The sequence below is a fragment of the Actinacidiphila epipremni genome (assembly GCF_012034175.1).
In the GTDB taxonomy this organism is placed as follows: domain Bacteria; phylum Actinomycetota; class Actinomycetes; order Streptomycetales; family Streptomycetaceae; genus Actinacidiphila; species Actinacidiphila epipremni.
Genome location: NZ_JAATEJ010000003.1, coordinates 356,623 through 370,691, shown reverse-complemented (window position 1 = coordinate 370,691; position 14,069 = coordinate 356,623). Strand labels below are relative to the sequence as shown.

Below are 14,069 nucleotides of genomic sequence, written 5' to 3'. Positions count from 1 at the left end.
GCAAGCTTGGGCGTTCACGTCTACCGGCCGGTCCCGCCGCCCGCAAACGCTTTACGCGCACCCCGCCGCGCCCCGCGCCCCGCCGCGCCCGCCGCCCCACCGAACCCCGCAGCCCCGCCCGTCAGTTCGGCCAGGGCACAGCCGTCTCGACCGGCGCCGCGTAGTCGACGCCGGGGACGTCCCAGCCGTACAGCTCGCGGAACCGGGCGTGGAACCACCGCGGGGCCGCCGGGTCCGAGGCGAGGGCGGCGGCGGGGTCGGACCACAGCGCGGCGACGCGGGACTGGACCGCCGGGTCGAGTTCCCACGCGTCGAGGCGGATGCGGTCGTGCGCGTCGAGGGTCAGCGGGCGGGCGGCGGTGAGCTGGGCCCACAGGTCCACGGCCTGGTCGGCGGCGGTGCGCCAGCGGTCCGGGCCGAGGGCGCTGCGCAGCAGCGAGGTGTAGAGGGCGAGCGAGGGGATCGCGGTGGACGCCTGCGTGACGGCGGCGCCGGCGACGACGGTGAAGGCGCGGCCCCGGCCGGCCAGCACGTCGGCCTGGATCTCGCGGGCGGTCGCCTCCAGGTGCTCCTTGGCCGCGCCGATCGTGCCGTGCCGGTAGACCGGCGCGGTGATGCCGGAGCCGACGTACGACAGCGCCACCGTGGTGAAGCCCTCGCCGAGCAGGTTCTCGTCGGCCAGCGCCCGCACCCACAGCAGCCAGTCCTCGCCGCCCATCACCTTGACGGTCGCGGCGCGTTCCGGCTCGCTCGCCGGGGTGAGGTCCACGGTGGCGAGCTGCGGGCGGGCCTCGGCGTCGAAGACGAGCGAGGGGGAGGAGTACGGGCGGCCGAGCGGCTTGATGACGCTGTGGTGGACCTCGCCGGTCGCCGGGTCGGTGCGGCGCGGGGAGGCGAGGGAGTAGACGAGGTGGTCGACCGGGCCGTAGCGGTCGGCGAGCAGCTTGAGGACGTCGGCGCGGGTGGTGTCGGCGTACGCGTCGGCGTTGAGGAAGGTGATGTCGCCGCCGGCCTCGCGGACCAGGGCGGCGGCCCGGGCGGTGCGGTACCAGCCGGCGGTGGCGGTACGGCGGTCGTTGCCGGCGTTCTCGAAGCCGACGGCGACACCGCGGATGCCGTGCCGGCGCAGGCCGGCGAGCAGCAGGGCCAGGCCGTAGCCGGCGCTCGCGCCGAGGACGAGGGCGACGGGGGCCCGGCCGCGGGTCGGAGCGGGCGGGACGGACTCCCACAGCCGGGTGACGGACCGCGCGCAGCCTTCCGGGTGCGAGTTGACGATGAGGTAGCCGCGCTGGGTCGGGGTGATGTGCCGCGTGGTCGTGGTCGTACTGCCGCTGCTGCTCACTGCGTGGTGCCCTTCCGCCGGGTGACCGCCCATTTGTCCGCTTCATGCCTGCTTGGGGCATCGTAGCGGCGCCGGCGGGCCCGGCCGCTCAGCCGCGGCGGAAGAACTCCACCTCCGCGAGGGCGAGATGGCGGCCGGCGGACAGGCCCGCGGGGGCGCGCAGGGTCAGCCGGACGGTGGTCGCGTCGCTCACGCCGGTGGCGAACGTCTGGTCGCCGGGGCGGTCTTCGAGGGTCAGCTCCTGGTGGTGCGTGGCGCCGGACTTCGTCGTGACGTCCAGGTCGATGGTGAGGGCGCGGGCCTGGCGGTCGTAGTCCTTCGGGGTGGTGGAGGCGCCGTTGGTGATGATGAGGTCGACCAGGCGGATGGGCCGCGCGAAGGTGTACGTCACGGACGCGCCGGCCGCGGGGGCGCCCCAGTAGCGGTTGTTGAGGCCGTCGACGGAGGCGGCGGCGGGGTGGCCGGGGACGGCGGCGGTCGCCGTGGTGCGCACGGGCTTGACCTGCTTGGCGCCGTCCAGCTTGTCCTTGGTGTCCTCGAAGAGGCCGCGCCCGGCGGGGATCAGCAGGACGCCCAGGACCGCGAGGACGGCGATGGCCAGCAGGATCACCACGAAGCGGCTGAGCCGCCCGGAGCCGGCCCGCACGCGGCGCCGCAGCGGCCACATCGTGCGCCACCAGGGCAGCGCGGCCCGCGCGGGGGCCGGGTTCAGCGGCGCCGCGCACCGCCGGCAGAACCGCCGGTCGGGCGGATTGAGCGTGCCGCACACGGGGCAGGGCTCCCCGCTGTGCGCCTCCGGCTCGGTGACGGGGCGTACGACGGGCCGCGGGGCCGCCGCCTTGGCCGGCCGCACGGGCACGACGGGGGCGGGGTCCGGGTCGGGCTCGGGCCCGGCGGCGGACCCGGGGCTGGACCCGGCGGCGGGCGCGGGGCCGGGCGCCGGGGCCCCGGGGGCGGGTCCGGGCGCCGGGGCGGCGGACGCCGGGGCAGGGCCCGGCTCGGGGGTACGACGCCGGCTCCGTACGCCGAACGGCCGCGCGGGCGGCTCGGGTTCGGGCGCGGCGGGCTCCGGCGCTCCGGGCGCGGCGGGCTCAGGGGCGGCGGGAGCGTCCTGCTCCGGGGCCGGCGGGACCTCCGGCGTCGCGGCCGGCTCCTGCGCCGGAAGCTGGGGCCCCGGCGGCTCGGGGGCCGGCGGCCGGGCGGAGGACCAGCCCAGATACGTACCGCACGTGGCGCAGAAATCCTCCGTGGGGCTGTTGGACGCCCCGCACGCGGGACACGCACGCATGACGTCACCTCCCTTCGTGGGCGTTCGGGGTGGGCGGTGCGGCCAGGACCTCGACCCGGCACGCGGTGTGCGCCGGGCACATCAGCCGTACGGTCTCGCGTACGCGCACGGCGTCGACATGCGCCTCGCGCCCGGGCCACACCCGTACGAGCGGGCCGGCCGGGTCCGGCGCGGGGGGCGCGGCCCCGGGGGTGCGGGACCAGGCCGTGCCGCCGTCCCCGGTGACCTCGGCGTCCACGCCGTGCACGAGCCGCAGCGCCTCGACGAGCCCGCGCCGCGTCCCGCGCAACCGGTGCAGCTCCAACGCCCGCACGACCGCCTCCCGCCGCAGCTCCACCGGCCCGCCCGGATCGTCCGCGGCCCCGACCCACGAGGCGAGCCACCCCAGGAAGTCCACCGGCGCGAGCCGCGGATCGAGATACGCGGGCAGGTTGTCGAGCGTGGCGAAAACCGGCGCGAGCACGGTGTCCAACCCGGCGGTGAACCGCTGCGCGAGGTCGTCGTCGGCATACAGCCCCGGCAGCAACTCCCCGATCGGATGCCGGCTCGGCAACCCCCCGACCGCCGCCCGCCGACTCACCGCCCACCTCCGACACGCCCCGCCGGGCACCCCCGACCGGACCGCACACGCCCGCCCGCGGCAGCCGCGGCGCCGCACCCCCCGGGGCTCACGCCGTACCCCCGGCCGCAGCGGCAGCGACCTGGTGGTGGTGGGAGAAGACGAGCGCGTCCGCGGTGATGTCGATGCGGTCCGTGGGGGCGCCGCGGCGGCCGGTGAGGGGGTCGGCGGGGAAGAGGCGGATCTCGTCGACGACCGTGTCGCCCGTGGCGCGTTGCAGGACGCCGAAGATCTCGCCGTACTGGACGGGGCGGCCGAAGGGCCAGCCGGTGCCGTCGGGGCCGCCGTGGAGGGGGTGGAGGTAGCGGTAGAGGGCGGCCAGGGACGCCTCGCGGATCGCGTCGGGGTCGGCGCCGGCGGGGGTGCTGAGCCGGGCCACGACGGTGACGCCCTGGTAGGCGGGCGGCTCGACGAGCACCCGGGTGCCGAGCAGCCGCCGCTCGTCCAGGCTCGCGGCGATCGCGCCGAGCACCTGCTCCGAGGGGATCATCTGCTCGAAGCGCAGCCGGTCGTCACCGGCGTCGGCGACCGCGTCCGGCACGACCAGCACCCGCACCGCCGCGTCCCCCGCGGCGGCCGGCAGGCAGCGCACCCGGCGCACGGACGGCGCCGCCTGCCGGGCGATGATCTCGTAGTCCTGCGCCGTCACCGCCCGCTCCTGCATCCGCAGCGCGTCCGGCGCCCGCAGCTTCGCGTTGGCGACGCTCTCCCCGGCGACCCCGCCGAGCGCGGCCTCGCGGTTGACGACCCGGGCCACGTACGGCACCGAGCTGCGCAGCACCGAGATCGCCCCGCGCGCGACGTTCCCCGCGGTGCCGCCGCCCGTGCGGTAGCGGGCCACCCGCACCTGCGCGCCCTTGGGCGGCACCGCGCCGTAGAAGCGCATCGAGCCGTCCGGTTCGCGCACCGCCGGCGGGAAGCCGAACTCGCCGGCCGTCGCGTCCAGCCGCACATGCCGGTCCTCCGGCCCCGAGCGGCCGAAGTGCTCGACGACCTCCCACCGCTGCCAGCCCTCCGCCGAGGACACCTCGACCACCGGCGGCCCGCCGTCCAGCAGCACCGGCGGCCGGGCCAGCCGGAAGCTCTGCCCGGCGACCCCCTCGGACGTGCCCAGCGGCACATCCGTCAGCGTCTGCGCGTGCTCGGCGGCGATCGTGCCGCCCACCGTGAAGACCGCGGCCTCCCGTACGGTCGGCGACTCGGAGTAGAAGGGCTGGCCCGGCTCCGGCTCGGTGACCCGGCAGCGCAGCCAGCCGCCCGGCGAGCCGCCGCTGACCGACGCGGTGTGCCCGGCGGGCACGTAGAGCACCACCTCCCCGGGGCGGTTGAGCCCGCCCGTGGTGTCCTCGCCGGTCTCGCACGGCTGCCAGCCCGTGCCGTCCCACGCCTCCCACACCAGCGGCGGCTGCCGCGGGTCCACGCCGATGCCCTCGACCCGGCTGTCCAGCCGGACCGCGACGATGCAGCGCGGCACCGCCGTGGGCAGCCCGAACAGCAGCGCGTCGCCGGGCCGCGGCGCGGCCTGGAAGCACCGCACGTCGCCGCCCTCGCCGAGCGTGCGGGTGGCGTCGCGCTGCTCGCCGCCCTGCGGCGCCGTCACCAGGTGCGTCAACTCGCTGGGCAGGATGCGCAGTTCGTCGGTGGTCGCGAAGACCACCGGCTCCTCCGTCTCGCCGCGCGCGGTCGCCACCTCGGTGCCGGCCGGCAGCAGCACGGTGTCGCCCTGCGGCGCCGACAGCCAGAAGTCGACGTCCGCGCGGGCCGCGGCCGGCGGGAACAGCCGGATGCCGAGCAGGTCCAGAAACGCCAGGTAGTTCTTCTCCGGCACCCGGTTGAGCCGGTAGAGCAGCTGGTCCACCAGGTACGCGAAGGTCTCGATGAGCGTGACGCCCGGGTCGGAGACGTTGTGGTCGGTCCACTCGGGCGCGCGCTGCTGCACGTACCGCTTGGCCTCGTCGACGAGTTGCTGGAAGCGGCGGTCGTCCAGGTTGGGCGAGGGCAGCGGCGCCATCAGTACCCGCCCCCCGTGCCGCGGCCGACCTGGCGCCGGTCGGCGGGCAGGCCCTCGGGCAGATCGGTCGGCAGGCCCGGCGGGAGGCCGTCGGGCAGGTCGTCGGCCGCGTCGGAGGGGATCGTGTAGAAGGGGAAGACCAGGTTGCGCCGGTCGTTGGTGGACCGCACGGTGTAGTGCACGTCGATGTAGAGCGTGCCGGCCTCGATCGCGTCGAAGGCCACGACCACGTCGTCCACCGTGATGCGCGGCTCCCACCGCTCCAGCGCCTCGCGCACCTGCTGCGCGACCCGCCCGGCCGTCGCTCCGTCGCCCGGCGCGAAGACGTACTCGTGGATGCCGCAGCCGAATTCGGGGCGCATGGGCCGCTCGCCGGGCGCGGTGCCGAGCACCAGCCGGATCGCCTCCTCGATCTCCCGCTCCCGCTCGACCATGGCGATCCCGCCGGTCGGGCCGACCCGCAGCGGGAAGGCCCAGCCGCGGCCGATGAACCGCTCGCTCATCACACCCCTCCGATCAGCACGTTGGGCGCGCCGAGCACCACGACCGCGCCGCACGCGGTGCGGTCGCCCATCCGCGCGGCCGGCAGCCCGCCGACCAGCACCACGCCGCCCAGCGCCGCGGCCGGGTTGGGCAGGATCACATTGGCCGGGCCGAGCGCGGCGTGCGGCGGCAGCGGGCAGACGGCGAGGCTGCCCACGACGGCGGCGGGCCTGCCGCCGATCAGCACCCGCGCGACCGCCACGGCGGCGCCGGGCGGCGGGGTGGTGATCGTCCCGCCGTGGTCGGTGGGATCACCGGTACGGGCTGCTGCCGGCATTGCGTCGCTCCTCAGTTGACCTCGGTTGACCTCAAGGGCCCCTGCGCGGGGCCCTGTTGACCTCAAGGGCCCTTGCGCGGGCCCCGTTGACCTCAAGGGCCTTCGGGCAAGGCCCCGGTTGACCTCAAGCGCCCCTGCACGCGGCCCCGTTGACCGCATGGCAGGACGAACCCACCCCGCCTCCGCCTCAGTTGATCCGCACCAGCGCCGCCTTCAGCACGCCCAGCGCCCCGCCGTCCACCGTGACGTCCGCCGTGCCCTTGACGTTCACCGACGGGGCCGTGACGCGCGCGCCCGCCGTTCCCGTGACGTCCACCTGCCGGCCGCGCAGGCTCACCGTGCCCGCGCCGGCGTCCAGCGTGATGCCGTCGCGGTCCATCACCAGCGAGGTCAGCGGGCTGCCGCGGCCCGCCGACACCGTCACCTCGATCCGGCCGCGCCGCTCGTCGAGCCGTACCGCGAGCCGCTCGTCGCCGGTCACCAGCCGCAGCCCGGAGGGCCCGGGCGCCGGCGCGTCCAGCAGCTCCACCCGGTGGCCCGAACGCGACACCACCGAGCGGCGGTTGACCTTGCCGCTGGTGCGGTCCACGAGCGGCACGTCATGCGGGGACGGGCGGTCGTCGCCGTTGTAGAGGCCGCCGAGGACGTACGGGTGGTCCAGCAGGCCCTGCTCGAAGCCGACCAGCACCTCGTCGTTGACCTCGGGGCTGACGACCCCGCCGCCGCCCTTGCCGCCCCACTGCACGGTGCGGACCCAGTCGGAGACGTAAGTGTCGTCCAGCCAGGGGAATTTGAGCCGCACCGCGCCGTTCTGCCCGCCGTCCGGCTCCCGTACGTCCGTGACGACGCCGATCGCCAGGCCCGGGATGCGCGGGCCGCGGCTCGGCGCGTTGGCGCCGGTCACCAGGCCCGTCAGCGAGCGGTCCGGGCTCGCGCTGACCCACAGCGTGGTGCGGTAGCCGCGGTCGGGCTCCAGGTCGTGCTGCACCGCGGTCGCCGTGTAGCGGCCGGAGAAGGCCGGCCCGACATTGCCGAGCGCCACCGGCGCGCCCGCCCGCAGCCGCGGATTGCCCTCCGCGACCGCCTCCAACTCCGCGAAGCCGGCGCTTACTTGCTCGGCGGTCGCCTGCGCCGCCGCCGTCGTCTCGGCCATCGTGCGGTACGGGGTGTCGGCGACGGTGAGCTTCGCGGTGCCGAACTTCGCCGCCAGCGCCGGGCTCAGCCCCGGCAGCACGGTGTCGCTCACCACCGACGGCTCCCGCGCGACCAGCGGCCTCTTCGTCGCCACGTCCCAACCGCGCACCTCCACCTGCGCCGCACCGTCCGCCGCCGACAGCGAGGCCCGCAACGCCAGCAGATTGCGGCCGTATTCGAGCACCATCGGGTCCCGGGCGGCCGACGTGGAGGGCGCGGGCGCGCCCGACGCCTTGTCCGCGCGGGTGAACTGGAGCAGCCCCTTGTCGTCGACCCGCACCAACGCGCCGCTCTCGTGCGCCAGATACTGCAGGAAGTCCCAGTCCGAGATGTTCGCCTGCGACAGCTGCTTGTACGTGACGGGCGCGGCCTGCACCGTCCCGCACGCCAGCCCGGCCCGCGCCGCGACCTCGCGCACGATCGCCGCCGCCGACATGTTCCGGTACGCCGCGACCCGCCGGCCGCGCTGGAGGCGGTGCGCCCGCGAGTAGGCCCGCACGACCGTGAAGGAGCCGGTGCGGTCGCGGTCCAGCTCCAGCGCGGTGACCTCGCCGGCGAACAGCCGCTCACGCGCCTGGTCGGTGACCGTGACGACCGACACCCGCAAGGGGGTGCCGATGGTGATGCCGGTCGCGGCCAGGAACTCGTGGTCGGGGTCGCGGAAGGTCAGCACGGCGGCGTCCGGCAGCCCGACGTTCTCGTCCACCACGCAGCCCACCAGCTGCGCCGCCCACGTCTTCGGCAGCTCGCCGGGCGCCTCCACGATCGGGTCGGCCGCGAACGACCGCCCGCCCTGCCCCTCGGACCCGCCCATCACTCCTCCTCCGCGCCCGCGCCGCGCAGCGCCGGCACCACCAGCTCCGTGCCGGGCACCAGCGCGAGCGGGTCGTCGATGTCGTTGGCCTCGGCGATCTCCCGCCAGGCCGCCGCGTCCCCGTACTCCCGCCACGCCAGCAGCGGCAGGCTGTCGCCCGCGACGACGGTGTGCGTGCTGCGCGCGGTCCGGGCGCCGGACGTCGGGTTCTGGCCCTGCGCGTCGACGCTCGCCTCCTCGATCGACAGCGCGCAGGTCGCCCGTAGCGGCTTGCCGTCCACGTCGAAGAGCGAGTAGGTCGCCGACAGGCTCGTGACGACGCCGTAGAAGGACGTCGTGCGGGCCGTCCCCCACTCGAAGCGCACCCACGGGCTCGCCGGCTTTTTGCGGCCCAGGCTCGCCGGCGTCGGCACGCACGCCTTCATGAGCTTGTCGACCGCGCGCTCCACGGAGTTGTCGTGCGTCGCGGTCGCGTCCAGGAAGACCTCCAGGCTGAGCGTGCGCGGCCCGGACCCGACGAACTCCGGCAGCGCCGACTCCTCCGCCATCCGCGAGGGCGAGCGCCGCCACTCCGTCGTCTTCTGCAGCCGCAGCGACGCCGGGTTGAACTGCAGGTCCAGCTGCGCGATCCGCCCCCCGGGCTTGGCGCCGACGGTGGCCGGCGGCTCCATGAGCACGAGCTGGGCCAGCGCCCGTCCTGGCCGGACCGCTGGTGACATCGCGGGGCTTCCTCTCTCGGGGTGGCGGGTCTTTTCTTACGTTTTTCGGTCGTCGGTCCTGGTGGCGGGCCGGTGGGGGCGGGCGCCGCCACGCCCGGGTGGGCGTCCGGGGATCAGCCGGGGCGCAGCCCCTCGTGGGCGATCTCCAGCGTCTCGACGGCGGCGGTCGAACTCGACGGGTCGAACGAGGGGCCCTCCCAGCGCACGGGCACGATCCCGAAGACCTGCCAGCTGATGATCTGGGTGAGGTCGGGGCGCAGGGCGACGATCTCGCCGTCCTTCGGCTCGACGCGGCGCAGCGTCTCGTCCAGCCAGCGGGCGATCTTCGCGGTGTCGGCGGTGACGGGGCGGGTGAGGGTGATGTTCGACCAGGTCACGCGGCCGGGCAGCTGCCAGGTGAAGCCGTTGTTGCCGCCCTCGGCGTAGCTCTCCATCTCCACCTGGGCGCCCATGCCGGAGCAGGTGTGGAAGGCGCCGAGGTCGTTGCCGCCGATGGCGAGCCGGAAGAACACGCTGGTCGCGAAGATGCTGTCCGTCATCGGGGGGCGGTCCTTTCGCTGTGCCGGGCGCGGCGGGCGCTCACCGGCGGCCGTCGTGGGGCCGGCCGGTGCGTTCCCGGCCGCGCCGCACCTCGGTGCGCAGCAGCCGGGCCATCGGGTCGAGCAGGCGGCGGGCGAGGTCGTCGAGGTCGGCGGATGTCTGGGGGGCCTGGGGCGCCGGTTCCGGCTCGCGCGGGGCCGGCTTGTTCGCGGCGCCGGCCCGCACGGCGGTGACCGGGACGCCCGGGGGGACGCCGAAGTCGCCGGCGGGCGGCAGGGCGTCGCGCTGGATCAGCGGGACGACGGGCGTCGGGGCGGGCACGGCGGGCGGCGGCGCGGTACGGGGGCCTGCGGCCGGCAGGGTCGGGGGGTCGACCTGCGCTCTGGGGGAGGCGGCGGGGCGGACGACCGGGACGGGGCGGGGGGCGTCGCCGGGCGGCGCGGGCGCGCTCGGGGCGAGGGTGCGCTGGAGGTTCGGGGCGGCCGGGGTCCGGGCCTGCGCCTGCGCCTGCGCCTGCGCTGCGGGCCAGCGGGGCGCCACGACGGGCCGCCGCTCGGCGGCGGGCGGTGAACTCGCCTCGGGGGCACGGGTGTTGAGGGTGAGCGAACGGGAGGGCAGGAGGGGGAGACTGCGGCGGGCGAGGAGACCGGGGCCGGGCGTCGCTGCGCGAGCGAGGAGGACGACGGGGACGGGGCCTGCGGCGCGGGCGTCCCGCGGGGTGCGCTGGGCAGGCACGTTGCCGCTTTCCGCGACTCGGGGGCGGGGGCCGCCGGGGCCGGGGACTGGGGCGGAACTCTGCCTGGGGGCCGGCGGGTTGGGGCTGCGCCCCGGGCTTGCGGGCTGCCCGGGGACGCGGGGGCTGGGGGTAGGGGCATGACCCGGACCTCCGGACTGCCCGGGCACGTGGGCGCTGGGCGGCAGCGCGGACAGCGGCGCCCCGAGGCCCCCGCGGGCCCGTGCGCCGGACTGCCCGGGGTCGGCGTCACGCTGCACGATCGGCAGCCCGGAGCCGGGGCCGGCCACGCCACCGGGTGCCAACGGGACGGCGGTGGAGGGCATCTCCGCCAGGGGGGCGCCGAGCGGGCTTCGGCTCCCGGTGAGCGGACGCTGCGGACCGGGCACTTCGCCGCCCGCCGTCCCCCGCTCGCCGGTCACGCCCTCGACGCCCTGCGCGGTGCCGCCGCTCCCCTCGTGGCCGGACGCACCCTCCGCACGCTGGACCACGGGCAGCCCGACGCCACCCGGTTGCCCCCCGGGGCCGGGCTCCCCTCCGGCACGCAGCTGAACGCCCTGCGCCCCTGCGCCCGACGCCAAGGCGCCTGCCACGCCCCGCACTTCGCCGAGCACGCCCCGGCTCGCCCCGACCCCGGCCCCCGCATCCGGCCCGGCACCCGGCGCCGACGAACGCGCCGGACCGCTGAGTTCACCGAGCCCAGCCGGGCTCGCCTCGGACCCGGACGGCGCATCCTTCGTGGCGCTCGACGTCGACGAACGTACGGGGCGGGTGAGTTCGCCGGGCACAGTCCGGCTCGGCTCGGCGCCGGACGCGGATTCCGCCCGCGGCTGGACCACCGGCATCCCGGCGCCCTGCGCCAACGCCCCTGCCGGGCCAGCCGGTTCGCCGGACGTGGTGTGACTCCCCGCGGAGCCCCCGGCGCCGGACGTCAACGCGCCTGCTGCGCCGGGTACTTCGCCGAGGGTGCCGCGGCTCCCCGCGAGCCCGGCCGGCGGCTCCGGGCCGGCGCCCGGGGCTGACCCGGGCAGTTTGCCGGGACCCGCAGCGCCCGGCGCGATCCCGCCGCCGGGCACGTCCGCCCGCGGCTGGACCACCGGCATCCCCGCACCCGGGCCCTGCGCCGCCGCGGGCCCCGAGGCCGACGCCCCGCCCCGGCCGCCACCCGGTCCATCCGCCGCGCCGCGTGTGTTCCGGTCCCCGCTCGCCGGCGTGGCCGACACACCCGGGACGGCGTCCTCGGCCCGGCGCCGAACGCCACCGCCGGTCCCCGCCGCGCCGGACGCCTCGTCCCCACGCGGCTGGACCACGGGCAGACCGCCCCCGCCGCCGGGAACCGCCCCGGGCCGGGAGCTGTCAGCCCCCGCGCCGGGCCGGTCAGCGCCACCCGACCCGCCCAACAGCGGCGCCCCGTCCACGCCCGGCCCCACCGCAGGCAGGCTTCCCCCGGCGGGCGCACCCCGCAACGACGTAGCGTCGCCTCGGGGCTGGACCACGGGCGAGCCGCCCTCCGGCCCGGGCGCGCTCCCGGCGCGGGAACCGTCACCCCCGGCGCCGGACGCGGCAGCACCGGTGGGCCCGGCCAGCAGTGAGGTCGCGTCCAGCGGACGCCGGCCGCTTCCGGCGCCGTCCCCCCGGAGCTGGACCGCGGGTGAGCCGCCCGCGGGTCCTGGCGCAGCCCCGGCCGAAGAGCCGTCGTGCCCCGCGCCGGAGGCCCCGTCCGTGCGCGGCTGGACCGCGGGCGCACTCCCGCCGGGTCCGGGTGTCGCCCCGGCGCGCGGCCGGTCGCTCCCCGCGCCCGCGTGCGTCGGCCCGCCCGGCACGCCCCGGCTCCCGGCGTCCGCACCGCTCACCGTGCGCTGGACGTCACCGCCCGGGCCCGGCGTACCGGAAGGGCGGACCACCGGCATGCCCTGACCGGCGCCGGGCCCGGCTGCCCCGCCCACCCGGGAGCCGTCGCCCCCGGCGTCGGGCCCGGAAGTTGCGGCGGGCCGCCCCGGTTCGCCCAGCGTGCCGCGGCTCCCGGGCGCCGACTGCGGTTCGGCTTGCGGAAGTTGCGCCGGGGCTGCGAGCGCCCGCACCGTCGGGAGCCGGCGCGCGGGTGTATCGGAGCGGTATTGCGCCTCGGCGGGCGACGGGCCCACCGGCCGTACCGGCACGGCACGTTGCAGCGCACCCGCAGCCGAGTCCCGCGCACCCGGCGCAGTCGAAGGCGAAGCCCCCGGCACGACCGCCACCCGACGCACCAGCGGTATCCGCGGCGCGGCCCCCGTACCGCCCGCCGGCGAGCCCGCGGCCCCGAGCGGGCGGGTCCGGCCCTGCCCCGGCGCGGCGTCCCCGCCCGCCGGGCTGAGCAGCAGCGGCCCCCCGCGCAGGGCGGCTGCCCGGGAAGGCGCGGAGGCGGCGGGCGGGTGGGTCACGCCGTGGACGACGCCGGCTGGTGCGGTCGGGAGGACGCCGTGGGCGAGCCCCCTGTCGTACTGCGGGTTCTGCCAGGACGCGAGGCGGCCCCGGAAGACCAGCCCGTCGCTCACCCCGAGCGGCGCCCGGGAGAGCGTCAATTCCGGCGCGGTGGTGCGGCGCCAGCCGCCGTCCCAGCCAGCAGGCAACGTACCGCCGGCCCCCGCGGGCGTACCGCCCGGCCCGGCGACCGCACCCGCGGGCCCGGCAGCGGCGGGACGGCCCGGTCTGGCCGGCGTACCGCCCGGGCCGGCAGGCGTACCGGTGGCGCGGCCCCCGGCGCCGACCGGCCCCCCGGCGGCAGCCGGGTGCGCGCTCTCCCCGTGAGCGCGCCCCGCAGGGGCCCGGCGGAGTTTGTCCCGCCATGCCATCGCCTCAACCGCCTTCGTTCATACGGGTGTTGATCCGGGCGATCTCGGCCACCCACTGCCTGCGCTCCTCGTGCGTGAGGTCGAGGACCTCCTCGCGGGGCCAGTGGAAGTGGTAGGCGATGTACGCGACCTCCTCCCGGAGCCGGGGAAGCGCGTACGTCACGATTCCCCCAGGCGCCCACCCGAGAGGTCGACCTCGAAGGCGCCCTCGCAGTGCGGGCAGGTCACGGCCGCGCGCGTGTGGCCCTCGCTGTTGACGCGGCGGTAGAAGTCCTGGAGGAAGGCGACGTCCGTCGCGTACATCCGCTCCACGATCCCGGCGTGCACGTCGGTGAGGGAGCCCAGCCGGGTGATGACCTGGCTGAGCAGCACCACGCTCAGATACGCCGGGTTCTCCTTGACCCGCAGGTCGATCTGCGGGCGCAGTTCGTCCCGCGCGGTGGCCAGCCGCATCGCGCCATGGCGGTGCAGCGTGCCGTCGTCGTCGACGTACCCGCGCGGCAGCTCGAACTCGAACTCGTCGCGCACGGCCCGGCCCTGCGGCCGAGCCGGGGCAGGAGTGGGAGCGGCGGCGGAAGGGCCCGCCGGGTCAGCGGTGTGCGTGGGGGCCGTGGCCTGGAGGATCTCCTCCAGGCTGCCCGCCGAGATCGTCCGGCGCCTCATTCGATGACGATCTCCTCGAACACGATGGTGACGGACTCCGTCGCCGCCGACGACTCGCCCGCGTTGAGCGAGGGGCCCTCCCACTTCGACGCCCAGCCCTGCATGAGCTGGATGCGCCGCACGGTGCTGCCCTCGGAGTCCTTGATCTCGATGGTCAGGTTCTGCCGCGCGGTGTTCACGGCCCCCTTGTTGAGGGTCTCCTTGATCCAGTTGGTGAACTCGCTGCTCTTGTCGAGCCCGCGCCGGATCGTGATCTCGCCGGCCAGCCGCGCGCCGGGCTGCTTGCGGATGATCTGCTTGCCGTCCGAGCTGACCTGCCGGACCTCGACGACCTCCTCCTCGACGGTCAGCCCGCTGATCTCCTGGATCGACTCGACCAGGTAACCGCCGAGCTGCACGCCGAAGATGTGCGTGGAAAGCGCGTCGCCCTCTGCCATGACTGTCGGTCACCCTTCCGTGTTGCCGCTGAGGCGGCTGGCTGCGAACCGCCGGTGC

At 77.0% G+C, this 14,069-nt stretch carries 13 protein-coding genes; all 13 read right to left on the bottom strand.

Annotated elements, in window-relative coordinates; genetic code table 11:
* Positions 1–121: 121 nt before the first annotated feature.
* The 13 genes from HCN08_RS06785 to HCN08_RS06725 all read right to left on the bottom strand — a co-directional run bounded on the left by HCN08_RS06785 (position 122) and on the right by HCN08_RS06725 (position 14,011).
* Positions 122–1,342, bottom strand: coding sequence for an enoyl-[acyl-carrier-protein] reductase FabV (locus HCN08_RS06785; protein WP_322974266.1), 1,221 nt, complete (start codon positions 1,340–1,342; stop codon positions 122–124).
* 88 nt (positions 1,343–1,430) lie between these two features.
* A complete protein-coding gene (locus tag HCN08_RS06780; protein ID WP_167981945.1) occupies positions 1,431–2,630 on the bottom strand; it encodes an NADase-type glycan-binding domain-containing protein in 1,200 nt (399 codons plus the stop codon).
* 4 nt (positions 2,631–2,634) lie between these two features.
* Positions 2,635–3,210 (bottom strand): phage tail protein, encoded by a 576-nt coding sequence (locus HCN08_RS06775; protein WP_167981944.1) that lies wholly within the window; start codon positions 3,208–3,210, stop codon positions 2,635–2,637.
* An 88-nt stretch (positions 3,211–3,298) separates the two neighbouring features.
* A complete protein-coding gene (locus HCN08_RS06770) occupies positions 3,299–5,260 on the bottom strand; it encodes a putative baseplate assembly protein (RefSeq protein ID WP_167981943.1) in 1,962 nt (653 codons plus the stop codon).
* Positions 5,260–5,763: a GPW/gp25 family protein gene (locus HCN08_RS06765; protein ID WP_240969811.1), complete on the bottom strand. Its 504-nt coding sequence runs from the start codon at positions 5,761–5,763 to the stop codon at positions 5,260–5,262. The genes HCN08_RS06770 and HCN08_RS06765 overlap by 1 nt, the downstream gene beginning before the upstream one ends.
* Positions 5,763–6,080, bottom strand: coding sequence for a PAAR domain-containing protein (locus tag HCN08_RS06760; RefSeq protein WP_167981942.1), 318 nt, complete (start codon positions 6,078–6,080; stop codon positions 5,763–5,765). Before HCN08_RS06760 ends, HCN08_RS06765 begins: the two co-directional genes overlap by 1 nt.
* A 187-nt stretch (positions 6,081–6,267) precedes the next feature.
* The gene (locus HCN08_RS06755) at positions 6,268–8,088 is read right to left on the bottom strand and encodes a VgrG-related protein (RefSeq protein WP_167981941.1); all 1,821 of its coding nucleotides are present in this window, start codon (positions 8,086–8,088) and stop codon (positions 6,268–6,270) included.
* Positions 8,088–8,807, bottom strand: coding sequence for a CIS tube protein (locus HCN08_RS06750; protein ID WP_167981940.1), 720 nt, complete (start codon positions 8,805–8,807; stop codon positions 8,088–8,090). The genes HCN08_RS06755 and HCN08_RS06750 overlap by 1 nt, the downstream gene beginning before the upstream one ends.
* Before the next feature lie 113 nt (positions 8,808–8,920).
* Entirely contained in the window at positions 8,921–9,346 is a 426-nt protein-coding gene (locus HCN08_RS06745; protein WP_167981939.1) for a phage tail protein, read from the bottom strand.
* 40 nt (positions 9,347–9,386) lie between these two features.
* Positions 9,387–10,082, bottom strand: a complete 696-nt coding sequence (locus tag HCN08_RS06740) for a hypothetical protein (protein WP_167981938.1) — start codon at positions 10,080–10,082, stop codon at positions 9,387–9,389.
* Between the two features lie 2,833 nt (positions 10,083–12,915).
* Entirely contained in the window at positions 12,916–13,074 is a 159-nt protein-coding gene (locus HCN08_RS06735) for a DUF6760 family protein (protein WP_167981937.1), read from the bottom strand.
* The gene (locus tag HCN08_RS06730) at positions 13,071–13,574 is read right to left on the bottom strand and encodes a hypothetical protein (protein WP_167981936.1); all 504 of its coding nucleotides are present in this window, start codon (positions 13,572–13,574) and stop codon (positions 13,071–13,073) included. Before HCN08_RS06730 ends, HCN08_RS06735 begins: the two co-directional genes overlap by 4 nt.
* Positions 13,571–14,011: a phage tail protein gene (locus tag HCN08_RS06725; protein WP_167981935.1), complete on the bottom strand. Its 441-nt coding sequence runs from the start codon at positions 14,009–14,011 to the stop codon at positions 13,571–13,573. The genes HCN08_RS06730 and HCN08_RS06725 overlap by 4 nt, the downstream gene beginning before the upstream one ends.
* Positions 14,012–14,069: the final 58 nt, after the last annotated feature.